At 70.7% G+C, this 20,681-nt stretch carries 20 protein-coding genes; 16 read left to right on the top strand and 4 right to left on the bottom strand.

Translation table 11 applies throughout. The features are described 5' to 3' along the window. The first annotated feature begins 79 nt into the window (after nt 1-79). The 3 genes from ASC56_RS32055 to ASC56_RS32045 all read left to right on the top strand — a co-directional run bounded on the left by ASC56_RS32055 (nt 80) and on the right by ASC56_RS32045 (nt 3,898). Complete coding sequence (locus ASC56_RS32055; RefSeq protein WP_055495104.1) at nt 80-1,879, top strand: DEAD/DEAH box helicase; 1,800 nt, start codon at nt 80-82, stop codon at nt 1,877-1,879. A 321-nt stretch (nt 1,880-2,200) separates the two neighbouring features. After that, nucleotides 2,201-2,842, top strand: coding sequence for an IclR family transcriptional regulator (locus ASC56_RS32050; RefSeq protein ID WP_055495103.1), 642 nt, complete (start codon nt 2,201-2,203; stop codon nt 2,840-2,842). A 264-nt stretch (nt 2,843-3,106) separates the two neighbouring features. Continuing rightward, entirely contained in the window at nt 3,107-3,898 is a 792-nt protein-coding gene (locus ASC56_RS32045; RefSeq protein ID WP_055495102.1) for a S16 family serine protease, read from the top strand. Nucleotides 3,899-3,907: 9 nt separating this feature from the next. On the opposite strand, the gene ASC56_RS32040 is transcribed toward ASC56_RS32045, so the two are convergent. Next, nucleotides 3,908-4,396, bottom strand: a complete 489-nt coding sequence (locus ASC56_RS32040) for an Lrp/AsnC family transcriptional regulator (RefSeq protein WP_055495101.1) — start codon at nt 4,394-4,396, stop codon at nt 3,908-3,910. A gap of 122 nt (nt 4,397-4,518) precedes the next feature. On the opposite strand from ASC56_RS32040, the gene hppD reads away from it, so the two are divergent. The 4 genes from hppD to ASC56_RS38720 all read left to right on the top strand — a co-directional run bounded on the left by hppD (nt 4,519) and on the right by ASC56_RS38720 (nt 9,786). Further along, nucleotides 4,519-5,664, top strand: coding sequence for a 4-hydroxyphenylpyruvate dioxygenase (gene hppD, locus ASC56_RS32035; protein WP_055495100.1), 1,146 nt, complete (start codon nt 4,519-4,521; stop codon nt 5,662-5,664). 153 nt (nt 5,665-5,817) lie between these two features. After that, nucleotides 5,818-7,224 carry an FAD-binding oxidoreductase gene (locus tag ASC56_RS32030; RefSeq protein ID WP_055495099.1) on the top strand — a complete coding sequence of 469 codons (1,407 nt, stop codon included), beginning with the start codon at nt 5,818-5,820 and terminating at the stop codon, nt 7,222-7,224. Nucleotides 7,225-7,410: 186 nt separating this feature from the next. Then, nucleotides 7,411-8,934, top strand: coding sequence for an RDD family protein (locus tag ASC56_RS32025; protein WP_055495098.1), 1,524 nt, complete (start codon nt 7,411-7,413; stop codon nt 8,932-8,934). A gap of 54 nt (nt 8,935-8,988) precedes the next feature. Further along, the gene (locus ASC56_RS38720) at nt 8,989-9,786 is read left to right on the top strand and encodes an RDD family protein (protein ID WP_079102843.1); all 798 of its coding nucleotides are present in this window, start codon (nt 8,989-8,991) and stop codon (nt 9,784-9,786) included. Between the two features lie 43 nt (nt 9,787-9,829). Here the strand turns inward: ASC56_RS38720 and ASC56_RS32015 are convergent, their stop codons facing one another. Then, the gene (locus ASC56_RS32015; protein WP_055495096.1) at nt 9,830-10,120 is read right to left on the bottom strand and encodes a hypothetical protein; all 291 of its coding nucleotides are present in this window, start codon (nt 10,118-10,120) and stop codon (nt 9,830-9,832) included. A 592-nt stretch (nt 10,121-10,712) separates the two neighbouring features. On the opposite strand from ASC56_RS32015, the gene ASC56_RS32010 reads away from it, so the two are divergent. Continuing rightward, nucleotides 10,713-11,042 (top strand): hypothetical protein, encoded by a 330-nt coding sequence (locus ASC56_RS32010; RefSeq protein WP_055495095.1) that lies wholly within the window; start codon nt 10,713-10,715, stop codon nt 11,040-11,042. Between the two features lie 60 nt (nt 11,043-11,102). On the opposite strand, the gene ASC56_RS32005 is transcribed toward ASC56_RS32010, so the two are convergent. Together ASC56_RS32005 and ASC56_RS32000 are read right to left on the bottom strand one after the other, a co-directional pair. Beyond that, nucleotides 11,103-11,687 carry a nicotinamidase gene (locus ASC56_RS32005; RefSeq protein WP_055495094.1) on the bottom strand — a complete coding sequence of 195 codons (585 nt, stop codon included), beginning with the start codon at nt 11,685-11,687 and terminating at the stop codon, nt 11,103-11,105. A gap of 234 nt (nt 11,688-11,921) precedes the next feature. Then, nucleotides 11,922-13,274, bottom strand: coding sequence for a nicotinate phosphoribosyltransferase (locus ASC56_RS32000; protein WP_055495093.1), 1,353 nt, complete (start codon nt 13,272-13,274; stop codon nt 11,922-11,924). A 126-nt stretch (nt 13,275-13,400) separates the two neighbouring features. Between ASC56_RS32000 and clpS the strand changes: the two genes are divergently transcribed. The 8 genes from clpS to ASC56_RS31965 all read left to right on the top strand — a co-directional run bounded on the left by clpS (nt 13,401) and on the right by ASC56_RS31965 (nt 20,628). After that, on the top strand, nt 13,401-13,718 hold the full coding sequence (gene clpS, locus ASC56_RS31995) for an ATP-dependent Clp protease adapter ClpS (protein WP_055495092.1): 318 nt from the start codon (nt 13,401-13,403) through the stop codon (nt 13,716-13,718). Between the two features lie 11 nt (nt 13,719-13,729). Further along, the gene (locus ASC56_RS31990; RefSeq protein ID WP_055495091.1) at nt 13,730-14,335 is read left to right on the top strand and encodes a DUF2017 domain-containing protein; all 606 of its coding nucleotides are present in this window, start codon (nt 13,730-13,732) and stop codon (nt 14,333-14,335) included. 340 nt (nt 14,336-14,675) lie between these two features. Further along, a complete protein-coding gene (locus ASC56_RS31985) occupies nt 14,676-16,124 on the top strand; it encodes an amino acid permease (RefSeq protein WP_055495090.1) in 1,449 nt (482 codons plus the stop codon). 76 nt (nt 16,125-16,200) lie between these two features. Next, nucleotides 16,201-16,623: a Mov34/MPN/PAD-1 family protein gene (locus ASC56_RS31980; RefSeq protein WP_055495089.1), complete on the top strand. Its 423-nt coding sequence runs from the start codon at nt 16,201-16,203 to the stop codon at nt 16,621-16,623. Nucleotides 16,624-16,702: 79 nt separating this feature from the next. Further along, the gene (locus ASC56_RS43280; protein ID WP_361783965.1) at nt 16,703-16,798 is read left to right on the top strand and encodes a putative leader peptide; all 96 of its coding nucleotides are present in this window, start codon (nt 16,703-16,705) and stop codon (nt 16,796-16,798) included. 121 nt (nt 16,799-16,919) lie between these two features. After that, nucleotides 16,920-17,252: a MoaD/ThiS family protein gene (locus ASC56_RS31975; RefSeq protein WP_055495088.1), complete on the top strand. Its 333-nt coding sequence runs from the start codon at nt 16,920-16,922 to the stop codon at nt 17,250-17,252. Nucleotides 17,253-17,258: 6 nt separating this feature from the next. Then, nucleotides 17,259-18,209: a PLP-dependent cysteine synthase family protein gene (locus ASC56_RS31970; protein WP_055495087.1), complete on the top strand. Its 951-nt coding sequence runs from the start codon at nt 17,259-17,261 to the stop codon at nt 18,207-18,209. A 352-nt stretch (nt 18,210-18,561) separates the two neighbouring features. Further along, nucleotides 18,562-20,628 carry a putative Ig domain-containing protein gene (locus tag ASC56_RS31965; protein ID WP_055495086.1) on the top strand — a complete coding sequence of 689 codons (2,067 nt, stop codon included), beginning with the start codon at nt 18,562-18,564 and terminating at the stop codon, nt 20,626-20,628. The last annotated feature ends 53 nt before the right edge of the window (nt 20,629-20,681 follow it).

The raw sequence follows: 20,681 nt of genomic DNA, 5'->3' as shown, positions 1-20,681 counted from the left end.
ATACGCCGAGCCGCCCGAACCGATACGCCGAGCCGTCTGACCCGTCGCACCGAGCCGCCCGACCCCCTCCACGGAGATCGTGACTACCACCGCCAGCTCCAGCTCCTCCCACCACCTCTCTCCCGCCTTCCCCGGCCGCGCCCCCTGGGGCACCGCCGGCAAGCTGCGTGCCTGGCAGCAGGGGGCGATGGAGAAGTACGTCCGGGAGCAGCCGCGTGACTTCCTGGCCGTCGCCACGCCCGGCGCCGGCAAGACGACGTTCGCGCTGACGCTCGCGTCCTGGTTGCTGCACCACCACGTCGTGCAGCAGGTGACCGTGGTCGCGCCGACCGAGCATCTGAAGAAGCAGTGGGCGGAGGCGGCGGCGCGGATCGGGATCAAACTCGACCCCGAGTACAGCGCGGGGCCGCTCGGCCGGGAGTACCACGGCGTCGCCGTCACCTACGCGGGCGTGGGCGTGCGGCCCATGCTGCACCGCAACCGCGTCGAGCAGCGCAAGACCCTCGTCATCCTCGACGAGATCCACCACGCCGGCGACTCCAAGTCCTGGGGCGAGGCCTGTCTCGAGGCGTTCGAGCCGGCGACCCGCCGACTCGCCCTGACCGGTACGCCGTTCCGGTCCGACACCAACCCCATCCCCTTCGTGACGTACGAGGAGGGGAACGACGGCATCCGGCGGTCCGCCGCCGACTACACGTACGGATACGGGTCCGCCCTCGCCGACGGGGTCGTGCGGCCGGTCATCTTCCTCTCCTACAGCGGCAACATGCGCTGGCGCACCAAGGCCGGCGACGAGATCGCCGCCCGGCTCGGCGAACCCATGACCAAGGACGCCGTCAGCCAGGCCTGGCGCACCGCCCTCGACCCGCGCGGCGACTGGATGCCCAGCGTGCTGCGCGCCGCCGACCAGCGGCTGACCGAGGTCCGCAAGGCCATCCCGGACGCCGGTGCCCTCGTGATCGCCTCCGACCAGGAGGCGGCCCGCGCCTACGCCAAGCTCATTCGCGAGATCACCGGGCACAAGGCGACCCTCGTCCTGTCCGACGACGCGGGCGCCTCCGACCGCATCGACGAGTTCAGCCACAACGGCGACCGCTGGATGGTCGCGGTGCGCATGGTGTCCGAGGGCGTGGACGTGCCCCGGCTCGCCGTCGGGGTGTACGCGACCACCATCTCGACCCCGCTCTTCTTCGCCCAGGCCGTCGGCCGGTTCGTGCGGTCCCGGCGCCGCGGCGAGACCGCCTCGGTCTTCCTGCCCACCGTCCCCGACCTGCTGACCTTCGCCAACGAGATGGAGGTCGAACGCGACCACGTCCTCGACCGGCCGAAGAAGGACGGTGAGGAGGAGGACCCGTACGCCGAGTCCGAGAAGGAGATGGAGGAGGCCAACCGGGAGCAGGACGAGGACACCGGCGAGCAGGACATGCTGCCGTTCGAGGCGCTGGAGTCCGACGCCGTCTTCGACCGGGTCATGTACAACGGCGCCGAGTTCGGCATGCAGGCCCACCCGGGCAGCGAGGAGGAGCAGGACTACCTCGGCATCCCGGGTCTCCTGGAGCCCGAGCAGGTGCAGTTGCTGCTGCAGAAGCGGCAGGCCCGGCAGATCGCGCACAGCCGCAAGAAGCCGGACACGGAGGCCGATCTCCTCGAACTTCCCGCCGACCGGCGGCCCGTGGTCACCCACAAGGAACTGCTGGAGCTGCGCAAGCAGCTCAACACGATGGTCGGCGCGTACGTCCACCAGAGCGGCAAGCCGCACGGTGTGATCCACACCGAGCTGCGCCGTGTGTGCGGTGGGCCGCCGAGCGCCGAGTGCACCGCAGGGCAGCTGCGCCAGCGGATCGCCAAGGTGCAGGAGTGGGCGACGCGGATGCGGTGACGGCGCGCCCGCGCCGCCCGGTGGCACGCGTGCCGCAACTACCTGGTGGGTGTACGTATCAAGGCAAAACCAACCAGTGCGCACCGGTCACTGACCGGATTCTGGACTGAGCCTTCCGCTGAGCGAACCCGCTCGCTACTGTCCCGCTACGCATACGCCCCGTGGCAGCGCCGCCGCGGAGCGCAGCCGTGCAGCGACTGGGCCGGGGGTCCACCCGGGCCGCCAAGCCTATCGGCGGCCTCTGAAGCGCGTCGCCGACGGGACTCGGTGACGCATCCGCCGCGAGGGGGCCGCCGACCTCACCACTAAGGAGTGGGCGTCGTGACCGCGGAGACTTCGCAGACGCTCGACCGGGGCCTCAGGGTCCTCAAGCTGCTCGCCGACACGGACCACGGGCTGACCGTCACCGAACTGTCCATCAAACTGGGCGTCAACCGGACCGTGGTGTACCGGCTGCTGGCGACCCTGGAGCAGCACTCTCTCGTACGCCGTGATCTGGGTGGCCGCGCCCGGGTCGGTCTGGGTGTGCTGCGTCTGGGCCGTCAGGTGCATCCGCTGGTGCGGGAGGCCGCGCTGCCCGCGCTGCGGGCGCTCGCCGAGGACATCGGCGCGACCGCGCACCTCACCCTGGTCGACGGGGCGGAGGCGCTGGCCGTCGCCGTGGTCGAACCGACGTGGACCGACTACCACGTGGCGTACCGGGCGGGGTTCCGGCATCCGCTCGACCGGGGAGCCGCCGGGCGCGCGATACTCGCCGCCCGCCAACAGCCCGTCGCCGACCCCGGCTACACGCTCACGCACGGAGAGCTTGAGGCGGGCGCGAGCGGGGCGGCAGCGCCGCTGCTCGGGGTGACCGGCGTCGAGGGCAGCGTGGGGGTCGTGATGCTGTCGGACTCGGTGCCGGAGAGGGTGGGGCCGCGGGTGGTGGACGCGGCACGCGAGGTGGCCGAGGCGCTGCGCTGACCGCCGCGCTGACCGCCGCGCCGCCCACCCCCGTCCGGCTGCACCCTGCCCGGCGACACTGTCCTCCCGCTGCTTCGCCGAGGACATCACCGAGCCGATCGGCCGTTCGTGCCTCAGGACGGCCATCTGCCGGTGCCGTCCACGCCCGGGATCGGCATCGAACCGCTCCCGGACGCGCTGCGGCGCTTCACCACCGGCAGGAGGGAGCTGTGGCGGCGTCGGCCGGGGCCTGGCCAGAAGTCGGCGTCACGTTAGATTGAACCCGTGCTCTCTCGCCTCTCGCGCCGCAAGGCCGTCGCCGTCTGCGCCCTGCCCGTCCTGGCCCTGCTCGCGACGGCGGTGTTCGCACCGCTGCCGTTCTCCGTGGCGCAGCCCGGCATCACCGCGAACGTGCTCGGCGAGAACAAGGGAGCCCCCGTGATCACGATCAGCGGGGCGCCCGCCCGCAGGACGACCGGTCAGCTGCGGATGACGACGATCGAGGCGACGGGCCCCGACGCGCGGGTCTCGCTCGGCGACGTGGTCGACGGCTGGTTCCGCACGGACCGCGCGGTGATGCCGCGGGACGCGGTCTATCCCAGCGGGAACAACGTCCAGGAGATCGAGCGCCACAACACCGAGCAGATGAAGCAGTCCCAGGACGCGGCGACCCGGGCGGCGCTGAGGTATCTGAACCTCGGGGACAAGGACGTCAGGGTCACGCTGAAGCTCGCGGACGTCGGCGGCCCCAGCGCGGGCCTGCTGTTCACGCTCGGGATCATCGACAAGCTGCGCGGCGACGGCAGCGGCGGCGACCTCACGGGCGGGCGCACCATCGCCGGTACGGGCACGATCGACACGGCCGGCACGGTGGGCGCGGTCGGCGGGGTCGCCCTGAAGACACAGGCCGCCCGCCGCGACGGCGCGAGTGTCTTCCTGGTCCCCAGGGCGGAGTGCTCCGACGCGAAGGCGGAGCTGCCGAAGGGGTTGCGGCTGGTGCCGGTGAACACGCTGAACGGTGCGGTGGACGCGCTGGTGGCGCTGGAGAAGGGGAAGGGCTCGGTACCGAGCTGTTAGAGCCCCGAATCAGGCCCTCTCAGGCCGCTCCCGGTCCTCCGCCGCCTGCTCCACCAGTGGGATGATCCGCAGGGGGACCGCGTTCTCCATGACGATCGCCGTCGAGGCCCGGACGATGCCGTCGAAGCCGACGACCCGGTCGATCACCCGCTGGAGGTCGGCGTTCGAACGGGCCACGAGCCGGCACAGCATGTCCCCGCTGCCGGTGGTGGTGTGCAGTTCCAGGACCTCCGGGACGGTCGCCAGATGAGCCCGTACGTCCGCCCCCTGCCCCTGCCGGATCTGCAGCGTCGCGAACGCGGTGACGGGGTAGCCGAGCGCGGCCGGGTCCACCTGGGGCCCGAATCCGCGGATCACCCCGTTCGACTGCAGCCGGTCCAGACGGGCCTGGACGGTGCCGCGCGCCACCCCGAGCCGCCGGGACATCTCCAGCACCCCGACGCGTGGCTCCCGGGCCAGCAGCACGATGAGCCGGGCGTCCAGATGATCGATCGCCATAACGTGCTCCCGAATGGTCACCCTGTACAGAACGCCCGACGATACGGGCCCTCTGCTGAGCAGATTGCCCAGCCGTTCCGCAAACTATTGCGCACCTTGCGGAGACGGGTGAGGCTGCCGCTATGACGCAGACCACACACCACACCCCCGACACCGCGCGCGAGGCAGACCCCTTCCCGGTCAAGGGAATGGACGCGGTCGTCTTCGCCGTGGGCAACGCCAAGCAGGCCGCGCACTACTACTCCACCGCCTTCGGCATGCGGCTCGTTGCGTACTCCGGACCGGAGAACGGCAGCCGCGAGACCGCCTCGTACGTCCTGGAGAACGGCTCGGCGCGCTTCGTCCTCACCTCCGTCATCAAGCCCGCCACCACCTGGGGCCACTTCCTCGCCCAGCACGTGGCGGAGCACGGCGACGGAGTGGTCGACCTCGCCATCGAGGTCCCGGACACGCGCGCCGCGTACGCGTACGCGATCGAGCACGGCGCCCGCTCGGTGGCCGAGCCGTACGAGCTGAAGGACGAGCACGGCAGCGTCGTCCTCGCGGCGATCGCCACGTACGGGGAGACCCGCCACACCCTGGTCGAGCGGTCCGGCTACGACGGCCCCTACCTCCCCGGGTTCGTCGCCGCCGAGCCGATGGTCGAGCCGCCCGCCCACCGCACCTTCCAGGCGATCGACCACTGCGTCGGAAACGTCGAACTCGGCCGTATGAACGAATGGGTCGAGTTCTACAACCGGGTCATGGGCTTCACGAACATGAAGGAGTTCGTGGGCGACGACATCGCGACCGAGTACAGCGCGCTGATGTCCAAGGTCGTCGCGGACGGGACGCTGAAGGTCAAGTTCCCGATCAACGAGCCCGCCCTCGCCAAGAAGAAGTCCCAGATCGACGAGTACCTGGAGTTCTACGGCGGCCCCGGCGTCCAGCACATCGCGCTCAACACGAACGACATCGTGCGGACGGTACGGACGATGCGGGCGGCCGGCGTGCAGTTCCTCGACACCCCGGACTCGTACTACGACACCCTCGGCGAGTGGGTGGGCGACACCCGCGTCCCCGTCGAGACCCTCCGCGACCTGAAGATCCTCGCCGACCGCGACGAGGACGGCTATCTGCTGCAGATCTTCACCAAGCCGGTCCAGGACCGTCCGACGGTCTTCTTCGAGATCATCGAGCGCCATGGCTCCATGGGCTTCGGAAAGGGCAACTTCAAGGCCCTGTTCGAGGCGATCGAACGGGAGCAGGCGAAGCGGGGGAACCTGTAACACCGCCGTACGAGGAGACGGTCGCCTCCGGCGGGCCCGCGCATCGCCGCCGCCCCGCCGGGGGCCCGGCCCGCCGAAGCCACCTGCGTGCCGCACACCCCGCGCCCGCCTCGCGCGTACGGGGTTCACACCGTCGCCCCCTGGTGCGACGCTGTGATCATGAGCCGTATCGAAGCCCCGCGCGACGAAGTCACCGGCAACCTCCTCGACCGTCTCCGGGCCGGCCTGCCGGCCGACGCCGTCCTGATCGACCCGGATGTCACGGCCTCCTACGCCAACGACATGGCGAGCTTCTGCGCGGCGGGCAGCCCCGCCGTGGTCGTGCTGCCGCGCACCGTCGAGCAGGTCCAGCACGTCATGCGGACCGCCACCGAACTGCGCGTCCCGGTCGTTCCGCAGGGCGCCCGCACCGGCCTGTCGGGCGGGGCCAACGCCTCCGACGGCTGCATCGTGCTCTCGCTGACGAAGATGGACCGGATCCTGGAGATCAGCCCGGTCGACCGCATCGCCGTCGTCGAGCCCGGCGTCGTCAACGCCGCGCTCTCCCGCGCGGTGGCCGAACACGGCCTCTCCTACCCGCCGGACCCCTCCAGCTGGGAGATGTGCACGATCGGCGGCAACATCGGCACCGCCTCCGGCGGTCTGTGCTGCGTGAAGTACGGGGTGACGGCCGAGTACGTCCTCGGCCTCGACGTCGTCCTCGCCGACGGACGCCTCATGTCCACCGGCCGTCGTACCGCCAAGGGCGTCGCCGGATACGACCTCACCCGGCTCTTCGTCGGATCCGAGGGCTCGCTCGGCATCGTCGTACGCGCGATCCTCGCCCTGAGGCCGCAGCCGCTCCGGCAGCTGGTGCTCGCGGCGGAGTTCGCGTCCGCGGCCGCCGCCTGCGACGCCGTGTGCCGAATCATGGCGGGCGGCCATGTGCCGTCCCTTCTCGAACTGATGGACCGCACGACCGTCAAGGCCGTCAACGACCTGGCCCACATGGGCCTCCCGGAGAGCACCGAGGCCCTGCTGCTCGCCGCCTTCGACACCCCGGACCCCGCCGCCGACCTCGCCGCGGTCGGCGCGCTGTGCGAGGCCGCGGGAGCCACCCAGGTCGTACCCGCCGACGACGAGGCGGAGTCCGAACTGCTCATGCAGGCACGGCGGTTGTCGCTCACCGCGCTGGAGGCGGTCAAGGGCACGACGATGATCGACGATGTGTGCGTGCCCCGCTCCAGGCTCGGCGAGATGCTCCAAGGGGTCGAGCGGATCGCCGAGAAGTACGGGCTGACCATCGGGGTGTGCGCGCACGCGGGCGACGGCAACACGCATCCGACCGTCTGCTTCGACGCCCAGGACCCCGACGAGTCCCGGCGCGCCCGCGAGTCCTTCGACGAGATCATGGCCCTCGGCCTGGAGCTCGGCGGCACGATCACCGGCGAGCACGGCGTGGGCGTCCTGAAGAGGGAGTGGCTGGCGCGCGAGATCGGCCCGGTGGGCGTGGAGATGCAGCGGGCGATCAAACAGGCCTTCGATCCGCTGGGCATCCTCAACCCCGGCAAGCTCTTCTGACCCGCTTCCCGGCAGCATGACGCGAGGCTCGGAGAATTTCTTTCGGGGTGTGTTCCAGGTGTGTGAAGGGCGTGCGCGGTGTCGCCCGGAAAGGGGTGGGTACGGGCGGAGCGGCGGTGCCCCCGGCGCGGGTCTGATAGATGTGGATGCCCACACAACCCCCCGAGCAGATACGGGACGACGGACATGAGCGCCCCAACCCCGGCACCCGGTGACGACAGGCCCCGCGAAGGCTACTACCCGGATCCGTCCATTCCTGGATATGTCCGGTACTGGAACGGCGTCGCCTGGGTACCGGGCACCAGCCGGCCGGCGCCCAGCAACGGCGAGCTGCTCTCCCCGCCGCCCGGTGCGCACCCCGCGCAGCCCTCGGTCGAGGAGACCGGGCCGCACTTCTTCGACGAGGACCCGGTCGACGAGCCCCGCCAGGTCAGCCCGGCCGAGGCCCAGCACGGAAGCCGCCCGGAGCCCGCCTCGGCCTGGGGCGCCAACCGCTCCCAGCAGTCCGGCTTCGGCGGCGACCAGGACCGCCGGGTGTCCTGGGGCGCGCCCCAGGGAGCCGACCCGCGACTCCCGCTCGTCGGCCGCCCCGACGGCACGGCCGACCCGGCGACGAACCCGCCCGCCGGCTCCGGGCCCGGCACCGACTCGGGCTCCGGTTCGTCCCCGGCCCCGGACGGAACGGTCGTCTTCCGCCGCCCCACGGGCAGTGAAGGCAGCGGTACGGGTGCCGGGGGCACCTCGGACACCGGTGGCCCGGCACCCTCCGAGGGCACCATGACGTTCCGTGCGCTCCCCCCGCGCACGGGGGAGCAGGGCACCGGCACGGGGGCGACCGGTTCCGGTTCGGCGGAGTCCGCCGCGGGCCCGGCGAGCGCCCAGGCCGCGGCCCGCCAGGCGCTCGGCCTGGACCCTCAGGCCCCGAACCCCGTCCCGGGGCGCACGGCCGTGCCGCCGCAGGAGTCCTCGGCGCCGTCGGCCCCCGCCACGGGGCTGCCCCCGCAGCAGCCGGCCGGCTCGCTCTCGCAGCAGCCCGCGGCGAGCCTTCCCCAGCAGCCCGCGGCCCCGGCCGGGACGCCCATGACCACAGGCCCCGGCGGCGGTCAGCCCTCCTGGGCGCAGCAGGTGCACCGGCTCGCGAACTCGGGTGCCGAGGGTGACCGGCCCGTCGCGCCGTGGAAGCCGCCGGTGGACGACCCGTTCCAGGCGGCCGCACGGGCACAGGCCGCGGCCCGGCCCGCGGGCCTCGGCAAGCGGCTGGCCGCGCGGCTTCTCGACACCCTGGTCCTGGCGGTGGTCACGGGCGTGGCCGCCGTACCGCTCGGCACCAAGGCGATCGACCACATCAACGCCAAGATCGACGCGGCCAAGCTGTCCGGGCAGACCGTGACGGTGTGGCTGCTCGACGGCACGACCTCGGTCTACCTCGCCATCGTGCTCGCCGTGCTCCTCGGCTTCGGGGTCCTGTACGAGGTGCTGCCCACCGCCAGATGGGGCCGCACGCTCGGCAAGAAGCTCTGCGGCCTCGAGGTGCGGGACATCGAGGGCCATGAGCCGCCGGCCTTCGGCGCCGCCTTGCGCCGCTGGCTCGTCTACAGCGTCCCCGGGCTGCTCGCCGTCGGTGTCGTCGGCGTGGTGTGGTGCCTGTTCGACCGCCCCTGGCGCCAGTGCTGGCACGACAAGGCCGCGCACACGTTCGTGGCGGGCTGACCCGGACGGACCTGTAGGGATGCGGAGTCCGAGGGTTCGCGGTCGACTCGGGCCATGAGCAGCGAACCGCCGCCCCCCGGCTCACAGGACTCTCCGGACGACGATCCGTTCAGGAAGCGGCAGCCGCCGCCCCCCGAGGGCGGCGGCCCCGGCCCGCACGGAGAGCCGTCATACGGTGGCCAGCCCCCGCCCGGCGCCGAGCCCCCGCACGGAGAGCCGCCGTACGGTGGCCAGCCCCCGTACGGCGCGCCTCCGCCCGGCGCCGGGCCCCCGCCCGGCGGCCAGCCCCCGTACGGCGCGCCCCCGCCCGGCGGCGCGCCCCCACCCGGAGGCACACCCCCGCCATACGGCGGCGGCCTCTACGGCCCGTACGGCGGCACCGACCCCCTCGCCGGAATGCCCCCGCTCGCCGACAGCGGCAAGCGCGTCCTCGCCCGGATCATCGACATGATCATCGTCGGCGTGGTCGTCTGGCTGCTGTCCCTGGCGTTCGCCACCACCGAGTACAACGTCGACGCCAACAAGATCGAGTACGGCAAGTCGCTCGGTCAGTCCGTGATCGCCGCCGTGCTCTACATGGCCTACGACACCGTCCTGATCTCCAGATCGGGGCAGACGCTCGGCAAGAAGCTGCTGAACATGCGGGTCGCCAACCTGGAGAACGGCGCCACCCCCTCCGTGCAGACCTCGCTGATCCGGGCGGCGGTGCTGTGGATCCCGTTCGCGTTCTGCTGCGCCTGCATCTGGACGGCGATCTGCGGCGGCTGGAGCTTCTTCGACAAGCCCTACAAGCAGGGGCTGCACGACAAGGCGGCCAAGACGGTGGTGGTCAGTACGGGGCAGGAGAGCTGAGCCCGGGAGGGGTGGCCTCAAGAGCCCCGGGTGCGCGCCCCGTTCAGGGGTTGGCCGTCTCGCGCACCGACTTGGTGGCCGCCGCGGCTCCGACGGACGCCGTCGCGCGCCGGGCCGGGACGTGCTGCCTCCCGGTGGACCTGCCCGCGGCGGCCGACGCGGACTTCGGCGCGGGCACCGTCATGGCGACGAGCAGTCCGAGTGCGAGCGCCGCGAGGGCGATCACGGCGATTCCCAGACCCGAACTCGTCTGTGACAGCAACAGCATGGCGAGGGTGGAGAGGATCACGGTGCAGGAACCGTAGGCGAGCTGTGCGGCGTTCGGACGAGGCATGGCCATTCCTCGGGGTGGGGATCTCCCCCCGGGCCTCTCACGATGGGGGAGGATGCGGACAACTGTGGTGGGACGCGGAGCACTTCGGGCGTAGCCGGGAATCGTGGGGTGACAACGGTGTCGACAGGGCAAACCGTCGCTACTCCGACGCTCCGCCTATCGACTCTATTCGCCTGCATGCCCGAGTGGAACGCTCAGTAAGCCTGACCTAACCCGCGGCACAGATGCACAGGGGGCGCACGGAGTCATGCAGTCCACCAGGTGGACGGGCGTGCGCGCCGGTTGACATGCGACTATGCCACACGCGTAGACCGGCGCGCGGAGCCGTCAAGGTGCCCGCCCGACACCCGCACGAGGATCAAGCTCCTGCGCCAGTCGAAGGACGGCAGCGTATTGACGGTGGCGGTGCCGCCGTCGAGCCGGGAGCTCCCGGATGATCATCACCGGAGTGGCACTCCTCACAGAGGGAACAACGTCTCCCCAGGTCAGAAGTTGATCGGCCGCGACCCTCTGGCGGGTCGCGGCCGATCGTGTTTAGGTGCGTCCTGTGGCTCTCTTATTGACACCAGGTCTCACGGGGGTATGAACGCTCATGGCCGCAGGAGGTTTCGTCAAGCTGCCGAACGGCAGCGTGGTGGTGGCACTGAACCTGCCCAGCCCGGGTTCGGGCAGCGGTTCGGTCCGTGTGCTGGTCCTCGCCCAGAACCGCGCCCGCGCCCTGACGCGCCTGCGCAACCTGGGCCTGCGAGCGGTCTACCTGCGCGGCAACGCGGCCCCGCCGACCCCCGACGAGGTCACGGCGGTCCTGCACCACCCGGACGGCCTGATATGGCGCACGGCCCCGGAGAGCGCGACGGAGCTGTCCCAGGAACTGTGGCACCCGATCAGGGCGCTGCTGAGGCAGCAGACGGCGCCCTCCTAAGGGATCCTTGCACTAGGCCCGCCCGGGTCGCTCATAGTGCAAGGACCCGTAAGGCACCGGCTACACGACCGGTTTGCCGGACAGCTCCACCCCGGCCTCCCGGAGCTCCTCCAGCGCCCGCTCGGTGGTCTCCTCGGAGACCCCGGCGGTGAGATCCAGCAGGACCTGCGTACGGAAGCCCTGGCGCACGGCGTCCAGCGCGGTGGCGCGCACGCAGTGGTCCGTGGCGATGCCCACCACGTCCACCTCGTCGATCTCCCGGGCCCGCAGCCAGTCGCCGAGCGACACCCCGTTCTCGTCGGACCCCTCGAACCCGCTGTACGCCCCCGCGTACGCCCCCTTGTCGAACACGGCGTCGATCGCGCCGGAGGCGACCACTGGAGCGAAGTTGGGATGGAAGCCGACCCCCTCCGTGCCCGCCACACAGTGCGCGGGCCAGGAGTGGACGAAGTCGGGGTTGTCCGCGAAGTGCCCGCCGGGAGCGATGTGGTGGTCACGGGTGGCGACGACATGGCGGTACCCGGCGGGGGCCTGCCCGATCAGCTCGGTGATCGCGGCGGCCACATCGGCGCCGCCGGCCACCGCGAGGCTGCCACCCTCACAGAAGTCGTTCTGCACGTCTACGACGATCAAGGCGCGGCGCATGGTCGTGTCCTTCGGTTCGGCAGCGGTTCGGAGCGGAGGGGTGGGTGCGGGCCCGGCCGTCTGTACGAACAACCGAGCCTAGAGAATTCGGGGGCCGGGCGGGAGGGGGCATGCGATGGTCGGTCGGGTGCACGGGTGCGTCGCCGTTGCACTCCCACCGGCCGATGGTTCATGGGCCCGTCGGCCGGGGGGCCGAGCCGTACCGAACGGGATCCCGTGGCCATCCGGACAGGGTCACCCGCACTCGGTCGCGTGTGCGGTCAGGTACTCGGTGGGAATGACCGGTTCACCGCGCGACAGCTGGGTCGCCGACAGCGGCAGACCCGCGCGCGCGGCCACGTGCCGGTCGCGTACGGCGTCCAGCGGCTCGCGCGCGACGACCTCGCCGCCCTTGACCAGCTGGACCAGCAGCTGCCGGTCCATGAGTTCGTCCGGCACCGGCCCGGTGCCGACCACCTCGGCCTCCGCCACCCCGTGCTCGTCGAGGCGTCGCGCCGCCCACTTGCGTCCGCCGATGGATGTCTTGCCGCCGACCGACTTCTTCGCCACCGGCACCAGCGGGGCCTTGGGGTCCGCCGACTCGGACCGGGCGACCAGCTTGTAGACCATCGAGCAGGTCGGATGACCGGAGCCGGTGACCAGCTGGGTGCCGACGCCGTACGCGTCCACGGGAGCCGCCCGCAGAGAGGCGATGGCGTACTCGTCCAGGTCCGAGGTGACGATGATCTTCGTGTTGGTCGCGCCCAGCTCGTCGAGCTGCTGCCGCACCCGGTGCGCGACCAGCAGCAGATCGCCGGAGTCGATGCGTACGGCGCCGAGCTCCGGCCCGGCGATCTCGACCGCCACCCGGACGGCCTCGGTGACGTCGTACGTGTCCACGAGCAGTGTGGTGCCCCGGCCCAGCGACTCGACCTGGGCCCGGAAGGCGTCTCGCTCGCTGTCGTGCAGGAGCGTGAAGGCGTGGGCGGAGGTCCCGACCGTCGGGATGCCGTAGCGGAAGCCGGCGGCCAGGTCGGAGGTGGTGGTGAAGCCGCCGACGTACGCGGCGCGGGCGGCGGCCACGGCGGCCAGCTCGTGGGTGCGCCGGGCGCCCATCTCGATCAGCGCCCGCCCGTCGGCGGCGGAGGACATACGGGAAGCGGCGGCCGCGACCGCGGAGTCGTGGTTGAGGATCGACAGGATCACGGTCTCCAGGAGGACGCACTCCGCGAAGGAGCCCTCGACCCGCATGATCGGCGAGCCGGGGAAGTACACCTCGCCCTCCGGGTAGCCCCAGATGTCGCCGCCGAAGCGGTAGTCGGCGAGCCGGTCCAGGGTCTCCTCGTCGACGATCCGGCGCTCCCGCAGGAAGCCGAGGACGCCCGCGTCGAAGCGGAAGTTCTCCACCGCGTCCAGGACGCGCCCGGTGCCCGCCACCACGCCGTAGCGGCGGCCGTCGGGCAGCCGCCGGGTGAAGACCTCGAAGACGGAGCGCCGCTCGGCGGTGCCCGCCCTGAGGGCGGCCTGCAGCATCGTCAGCTCGTAGTGGTCGGTGAAGAGCGCCGTCGAGGGCACGTCCACCGGCAGCCCAAGGTCCGCTACGCCCACCAAAGCTCTCCTCACACGTGACTCTTCGGGTGCTGACTGCCGATCGTACCCTCATCTCGTCAGTCTGACGATTTGTTCCTGTGATCGCGTGGCCGGTTTGTGCGAGCCCCCGGGTGTGGTGGCAGCATGGGCCGTGTGACGGCTCCCGCTCCCCTAGAGATCGAACAGACCGAGTCGGCGGAGGATGCGTTCGCCGTACCCGAGCCGGACGTCCCCTGGGTGACGATCGTCCACAACGACCCGGTCAATCTGATGAGCTATGTGACCTACGTCTTCCAGACGTACTTCGGCTACTCGAAGGACAAGGCCACCAAGCTCATGCTCGACGTCCACCACAAGGGCCGGGCGATCGTCTCCAGCGGTACCCGCGAGGAGATGGAACGCGACGTACAGGCCATGCACGGTTACGGTTTGTGGGCCACCCTCCAGCAGGACCGGAAGTAACGATCTCCCTGATGCCAGGACACTTCGAACCGCTCCCCGGCGGCGGCGCGGCCGTCGCGCTCGACGACGTCGAGATCTCCATCATCCGGTCGCTGGCCGTACAGCTGCTGGAACTCATCGGGCCGGGCCCCGCCGAGAACGCCCCCGAGGACCCTCTCGCCGAGCTCTTCGCGGAGGGCCCCAGCGAACCGCCGTCCGACCCGGTGCTGCGCCGTCTGTTCCCGGACGCGTACGGCGGCCCCGGCGGCGAGCCGGCCTCGGCGGCGAAGACCGAGGAGGAGCGCGCCCACTCCGCCGAGTTCCGCCGCTTCACCGAGAACGACCTGCGCGCGCGCAAACGGGACAACGCACTCGCGGTGATCCGCTCGCTGGACGCGCTGACCTCGGCGAGCGAGGAGGGCGGCGTCCTCAGGCTGTCGCGCGAGCAGTCCGAGCAGTGGCTCGGTGCCCTGAACGACCTGCGCCTGGCGATCGGCTCCCGTCTGGAGGTCGCCGACGAGGACGACGCCGACGACCTGTACCAGCTGCCGGACGAGGACCCGCGCAAGCCGATGGTGATGGCCTATCTGTGGCTCGGCGGCCTCCAGGAGACGCTCGTCAACACCCTCATGCCCTGATGCGCGGCGATCGGGCGTAGTCCGGCCGTCCCGGGTGTTCGCTCAGCGGACGCTCATATCCGGATAACGATCGCGTCACCGTTCCGGCCGCTTATGCCCATTCAGGTGACCTTTTGTCTGCTTCTTCCTGTGCTGTCTGCCACATCGCACCCAACCGATCAATGTTGCGGGCGTGATAAATCTTCACGACCGCCCGACGGACACCACCCAGGTCCGCTCGGGTGCGCCACCGAGTCGGCGGACCGCCGGCCAGGCACAACTCCATTACATCCGGGGGGTCGGAACCCGATCCGAAGCCGTGGGACCGGCTCGGGTCGGCGTGGAGAAAGGCGCACCAACAATGACCTCGTCGCAGGTCGGCAAGCAGTACGACGGCAGTGAGGCCGTGGGCGACGCCCCCGAGGAGGGGTACGAGCGTGGGCTCGGCAGCCGTCAGGTCCAGATGATCGCGATCGGCGGCGCCATCGGCGTCGGCCTCTTCCTGGGTGCCGGGGCGAACATCGCCAAGGCAGGGCCCAGCCTGATCTTCATGTACGCCCTCGCGGGTGTGATCATCTTCTTCATCATGCGGGCGCTCGGCGAGCTGCTCCTGTACCGCCCGGTCTCGGGCTCCTTCGCGGAGTACTCCCGCGAGTTCCTCGGCCCGTTCTTCGGCTACTTCACCGGCTGGACGTACTGGCTGATGTGGGTGGTGACCGGCATGGCCGAGCTGACGGCCGCCGCGATCTACGTCCACTACTGGTTCCCGTCCGTCCCGCAGTGGGTGACGGCTCTGGTCTTCCTGGTCGTCCTGTTCGTGGCCAACCTGATCTCGGTGAAGCTGTTCGGCGAGATCGAGTTCTGGTTCTCGATGGTCAAGGTCACCGCGCTGATCGGCATGATCGTGATCGGTCTCGGCGTGCTCACCTTCGGCTTCAGCTCCGCCGGTGACACCGCGTCGGTCGCCAACCTCTGGCAGTTCGACGGCATCTTCCCGAACGGCATCGGGTCCTCCCTGATGACCCTGCAGGGCGTCATGTTCGCCTACCTCGCCGTCGAGCTGGTCGGTGTGACGGCCGGTGAGTCGCAGGACCCGGAGAAGACCCTGCCCAAGGCGATCAACACCCTGCCCTGGCGTATCGCGCTCTTCTACGTCGGCGCCCTCACCGTCATCCTCTGCGTGGTGAAGTGGACCGAGTTCGCGCCGGGCGTGAGCCCGTTCGTCGAGGCCTTCGCGAAGATCGGCATCCCGGCCGGCGCCGGCATCGTCAACTTCGTGGTGCTGACCGCGGCCCTGTCCTCCTGCAACTCCGGCATGTACTCCACCGGCCGCATGCTGCGCACCCTCGCGGACAACGGCGAGGCCCCGAAGGCGTTCAGCCGGCTGTCGGCGTCGAAGACCCCGGCCCTCGGTATCACCGTCTCGGTCGCCTTCATGGGCATCGGTGTGGTGCTGAACTACGTCGTCCCGGAGAAGGCCTTCGGCTACGTCACCTCGGTAGCCACCGCGGCCGGCATCTGGACCTGGCTGATGATCCTGATCAGCCACGTCCTCTACCGCCGCGCGGTCGACGCGGGCCGGCTGCGGCCCTCCTCCTTCCCGGCGCCGGGCGGCGCGGTGTGCAGCTGGATCGCCATCGCGTTCCTGCTCTTCGTCACCGCCCTGATCGCGTACGACGCCGACTCCCGTGTCTGCCTGTACGTGATGGCCGTGTGGGCCGCCGCGCTCGCCCTCGGCTGGGCCGTGCTGAAGGCCCGCAACCCGCATGTCACCCAGCGGCGCGAGCCGGAGTTCGAGAAGGTCGGCTGAATCCGGTAGCCCATCATGTGGGCCGTTCCGTACCACTCTTCGGTACGGAACGGCCCCTCTGCTTATCCTGGCGGGCATGCTGACCATCACCCAGGCCCTGTACGACCGGATCGTCGCCCACGCACGCGAGGACCACCCCGACGAGGCGTGCGGCGTGGTCGCGGGCCCGGCGGGCTCCGGCCGCCCCGAGCGCTTCATCCCGATGCTGAACGCGGCCCGCTCGCCCACGTTCTACGAGTTCGACTCCGGGGATCTGCTCAAGCTGTACCGGGAGATGGACGACCGCGACGAGGAGCCGGTGGTCATCTACCACTCGCACACCGCGACCGAGGCGTACCCGTCCCGCACGGACATCTCGTACGCCAACGAGCCGGGCGCCCACTACGTCCTGGTCTCCACCGCCGACACGGACGACGCGGGCCCGTTCCAGTTCCGCTCGTTCCGGATCGTGGAGGGCGAGGTGACGGAGGAGGAGGTCAAGGTGGTGCAGAGCTACTGATCCCGTGCTTCGGACAGAATTCATCCACCATGCGAGATCACTCTCCGGTGGGCACCGCGGGAATCGATACGATGACCCCATGGTTTCCCACGACGTGAGCAAGAAGACGCCGGGCACGCTGCTCGTGGCGCGGCTGCACGTCGACCTGTGCAGGCTGAACAGCGCCATCTGTTGACGCTGCCCCGCCCCGCACGGCCGTGAGCCGCGGCCCCGCGGCCGGGCATCCGGTGTAGCTAGTGTTCTCCGCGCCGCCGCGCGCCCACCGACCTGACTTCTTCCGACAGGAGCCCAGAGCCATGGCCATCGAGGTCCGCATCCCCACCATCCTCCGCCAGTACACCGACGGCCAGAAGGCGGTCGAGGGCAGTGGGGCGACCCTTGCCGAGCTGTTCGCCGACCTCGAATCCCGCCATGCGGGCATCCAGGCCCGCATCGTCGACGCCGGCGAACTGCGCCGTTTCGTGAACGTCTACCTGAACGACGAGGACGTCCGCTTCCTCGACGGCATCAACACCAAGGTCGCCGACGGCGACAACGTGACGATCCTGCCGGCCGTGGCAGGAGGTTCTGCCGCGGCGAAGCCGCGTCCGGCCGGGGTGGCGGCCGGGCGACGGTCGGGAATGGCCTGATCCTCGATGCGTTACGACTCCCCGCTCGCCGCGGTGGGCAACACCCCTCTGGTGCGCCTGCCACGGCTCTCGCCGTCCCCCGACGTCCGTATCTGGGCCAAGCTGGAGGACCGCAACCCGACCGGCTCGGTCAAGGACCGCCCCGCGCTGCACATGATCGAGCAGGCGGAGAAGGACGGCCGGCTGACCCCCGGCTGCACGATCCTGGAGCCCACGTCGGGCAACACGGGCATCTCCCTGGCCATGGCGGCGAAGCTCAAGGGCTACCGCATGGTCTGCGTGATGCCGGAGAACACCTCGCAGGAGCGCCGGGACCTGCTGGGCATGTGGGGCGCCGAGATCATCCCCAGCCCGGCCGCGGGCGGTTCCAACACCGCCGTGCGTGTCGCCAAGGAACTGGCGGCCCAGCACCCGGACTGGGTGATGCTCTACCAGTACGGCAATCCGGACAACGCGGGCGCGCACTACGCGACGACCGGGCCCGAGATCCTCGCCGACCTCCCCTCCATCACCCACTTCGTGGCCGGTCTCGGCACCACCGGCACGCTGATGGGCGTGGGCCGCTTCCTGCGCGAGCACAAGCCGGACGTGAAGATCGTCGCGGCGGAACCGCGCTACGACGACCTGGTCTACGGCCTCAGGAACCTCGACGAGGGCTTCGTACCGGAGCTGTACGACGCCTCGGTCCTCACCACCCGCTTCTCGGTCGGCTCGGCCGACGCGGTGACCCGTACCCGCGAACTCCTCCAGCAGGAGGGGATCTTCGCCGGTGTCTCCACGGGCGCGGCCCTGCACGCCGCCATCGGTGTCGGCGCCAAGGCCGTCAAGGCGGGCGAGAGCGCCGACATCGTCTTCATCGTCGCGGACGGCGGCTGGAAGTACCTGTCGACGGGCGTCTACACGGCGGCCACGACGGAAGAGGCGATCGCGACGCTGCAGGGGCAGCTCTGGGCGTAGGGGACTGACCTCACGGGGCCCGGGGGCGCCGCCCCCGGGCCCTGCCTCTCATCAACACGCCAATTCCCGGCTATGGGCGCGCTAAGTGCCTTCAATGGAGCGGCAAAGATCTTCGCCTGAGGGAGCCGTTCACCGCCGGAGCCGGTTACGTTCTGCCCGTCCTGTCATGTCACGCTCATCGGCATCGCAGGGTGGTCGAAGTGTCATGCCCATGATCGTGCGCTTCCACCCGCCGCTACGCGCGTCAAGGGCCTGTCACCCAGCTCGAACCCCCACTTCCGGCTGTGGCGCCGCGCAGGGCCCTACCCCGGCTCGCACGGTGCCGGCCTCAACCGATGGAGGCAGCACCCTCATGCGTGAGTCACGCGCGAGCAGGCGTTCCCGGAGCCTGCGAAGACTTCTGACCGCCGCTGTGCCCGCCCTCGCCCTGACCGTCGCCGGTCTGTTCGCGGCTCCGGCCTCCGGCGCGCAGAGCGCCCCCGACACCGGGCACTCCTCCCGTGTCACCCAGAACTCCAAGGCCCTGACCGACCCGCAGCGGCAGACCTTCCACTCGACGGGCAAGGCGGGCCAGAAGGTGCCGACCCAGCACCTGTGCGGCAAGCCGGCCCCCGGTCACGCGTCCTGCTTCGCCCAGCGGCGCACCGACATCGAGCAGCGGCTCGCCGCGGCTGTGGCCGCCGCGCCCTCCGGCCTGAGCCCGGCCAACCTGCACAGCGCCTACAACCTGCCCTCCTCCGGCGGCTCCGGCCTGACCGTCGCGGTGGTCGACGCCTACAACGACCCCAACGCGGAGTCGGACCTGGCCACCTACCGCTCGACGTACGGCCTGTCGGCGTGCACCAAGGCCAACGGCTGCTTCAAGCAGGTCAGCCAGACCGGTTCGACCACCTCGCTGCCGACCAACGACACCGGGTGGGCCGGCGAGGAGGCGCTCGACCTCGACATGGTCAGCGCCGTATGCCCCAACTGCAACATCATCCTCGTCGAGGCCAACTCCGCGACCGACACCGACCTCGGCACCGCCGAGAACGAGGCGGTCGCGCTCGGCGCCAAGTTCGTCTCCAACAGCTGGGGCGGTCCCGAGTCCTCCGCCCAGACCGGCGAGGACACCCAGTACTTCAAGCACCCTGGCGTCGCGATCACCGTCTCCTCGGGTGACTCCGGCTACGGTGCCGAGTACCCGGCCACATCCCAGTACGTCACCGCCGTCGGCGGCACCGCGCTGACCACGTCCTCCAACTCCCGTGGCTGGTCCGAGTCCGTGTGGCACACCAGCAGCACCGAGGGCACCGGCTCCGGCTGCTCCGCGTACGACCCGAAGCCCAGCTGGCAGACCGACACCGGCTGCTCGCGCCGTATGGAGGCCGACGTCTCCGCGGTCGCCGACCCGGCCACAGGCGTCGCGGTCTACGACACCTTCGGCGGTACGGGCTGGGCGGTCTACGGCGGCACCAGCGCCTCCGCCCCGATCATCGCCGGCGTCTACGCCCTCGCGGGCACTCCCGGCAGCAGCGACTACCCGGCGAAGTACCCGTACACCCACACCTCCAACCTGTACGACGTCACCAGCGGCAGCAACGGCAGCTGCTCGCCCTCGTACTTCTGCACCGCGGGCACCGGCTACGACGGCCCCACCGGCTGGGGCACCCCCAACGGGACGGCCGCCTTCACCTCCGGCGGCAGCACCGGCAACACGGTGACCGTGACCAACCCGGGCAACCAGTCCACCACGACCGGCGGCTCGGTCAGCCTGCAGATCAAGGCAACCGACAGCGCGGGAGCGACCCTCACCTACAGCGCGACCGGTCTGCCCACCGGCCTTTCGATCAACAGCTCGACCGGCCTGATCTCCGGGACCGCGTCCACCGCGGGCACCTACAGCACCACGGTCACCGCGAAGGACAGCACGGGCGCGTCCGGCTCGGCCTCCTTCACCTGGACGGTCGGCTCCACCGGCGGCACCTGCACCCCGGCGCAGCTCCTCGGCAACCCCGGCTTCGAGTCGGGCAACACGACCTGGACCGCCTCCAGCGGGGTCATCACCAACGGCAGCGGTGAGTCGGCGCACAGCGGCTCGTACTACGCATGGCTGGACGGCTACGGCTCCTCCCACACCGACACGCTGTCCCAGTCGGTGACGATCCCGTCCGGCTGCAAGGCGACGCTCACCTTCTACCTGCACATCGACACGGCGGAGACCACCACCGGCACCGCGTACGACAAGCTGACGGTGACCGCCGGTTCGACCACGCTGGCGACGTACTCCAACCTGAACGCCGCCTCCGGCTACACCCAGAAGTCCTTCGACCTGTCCTCGTTCGCGGGCTCCACGGTCACCCTGAAGTTCAACGGGGTGGAGGACTCCTCGCTGCAGACCAGCTTCGTCGTCGACGACACGGCGCTGAGGACCAGCTGACCTCCGCTCCACCCGTGCGCGGGGCCCGGCCGTCCGCAGACGCTGTTGGTTAA

This window comes from Streptomyces sp. TP-A0356 (genome assembly GCF_001417775.1).
Classification (GTDB): domain Bacteria; phylum Actinomycetota; class Actinomycetes; order Streptomycetales; family Streptomycetaceae; genus Streptomyces.
The sequence above is the reverse complement of the archived record's forward strand: the minus strand, read 5'-3'. Positions and strand labels throughout refer to the sequence as shown.

Bases quoted from the DNA above. Each gene is read 5' to 3' on its own strand.
- ASC56_RS32010 (WP_055495095.1), top strand. From the start codon at position 10,713: ATGGCCGCAGGAGGTTTCGTCAAGCTGCCGAACGGCAGCGTGGTGGTG.
- ASC56_RS32025 (WP_055495098.1), top strand. From the start codon at position 7,411: ATGAGCGCCCCAACCCCGGCACCCGGTGACGACAGGCCCCGCGAAGGC.
- ASC56_RS32040 (WP_055495101.1), bottom strand. From the start codon at position 4,396: ATGGCGATCGATCATCTGGACGCCCGGCTCATCGTGCTGCTGGCCCGG.
- ASC56_RS32005 (WP_055495094.1), bottom strand. From the start codon at position 11,687: ATGCGCCGCGCCTTGATCGTCGTAGACGTGCAGAACGACTTCTGTGAG.
- ASC56_RS43280 (WP_361783965.1), top strand. From the start codon at position 16,703: ATGGTTTCCCACGACGTGAGCAAGAAGACGCCGGGCACGCTGCTCGTG.
- clpS (WP_055495092.1), top strand. From the start codon at position 13,401: ATGGGCCGTGTGACGGCTCCCGCTCCCCTAGAGATCGAACAGACCGAG.
- ASC56_RS38720 (WP_079102843.1), top strand. From the start codon at position 8,989: ATGAGCAGCGAACCGCCGCCCCCCGGCTCACAGGACTCTCCGGACGAC.
- hppD (WP_055495100.1), top strand. From the start codon at position 4,519: ATGACGCAGACCACACACCACACCCCCGACACCGCGCGCGAGGCAGAC.
- ASC56_RS31980 (WP_055495089.1), top strand. From the start codon at position 16,201: ATGCTGACCATCACCCAGGCCCTGTACGACCGGATCGTCGCCCACGCA.
- ASC56_RS31990 (WP_055495091.1), top strand. From the start codon at position 13,730: ATGCCAGGACACTTCGAACCGCTCCCCGGCGGCGGCGCGGCCGTCGCG.
- ASC56_RS31965 (WP_055495086.1), top strand. From the start codon at position 18,562: ATGCGTGAGTCACGCGCGAGCAGGCGTTCCCGGAGCCTGCGAAGACTT.
- ASC56_RS31975 (WP_055495088.1), top strand. From the start codon at position 16,920: ATGGCCATCGAGGTCCGCATCCCCACCATCCTCCGCCAGTACACCGAC.
- ASC56_RS32015 (WP_055495096.1), bottom strand. From the start codon at position 10,120: ATGCCTCGTCCGAACGCCGCACAGCTCGCCTACGGTTCCTGCACCGTG.
- ASC56_RS31985 (WP_055495090.1), top strand. From the start codon at position 14,676: ATGACCTCGTCGCAGGTCGGCAAGCAGTACGACGGCAGTGAGGCCGTG.
- ASC56_RS31970 (WP_055495087.1), top strand. From the start codon at position 17,259: ATGCGTTACGACTCCCCGCTCGCCGCGGTGGGCAACACCCCTCTGGTG.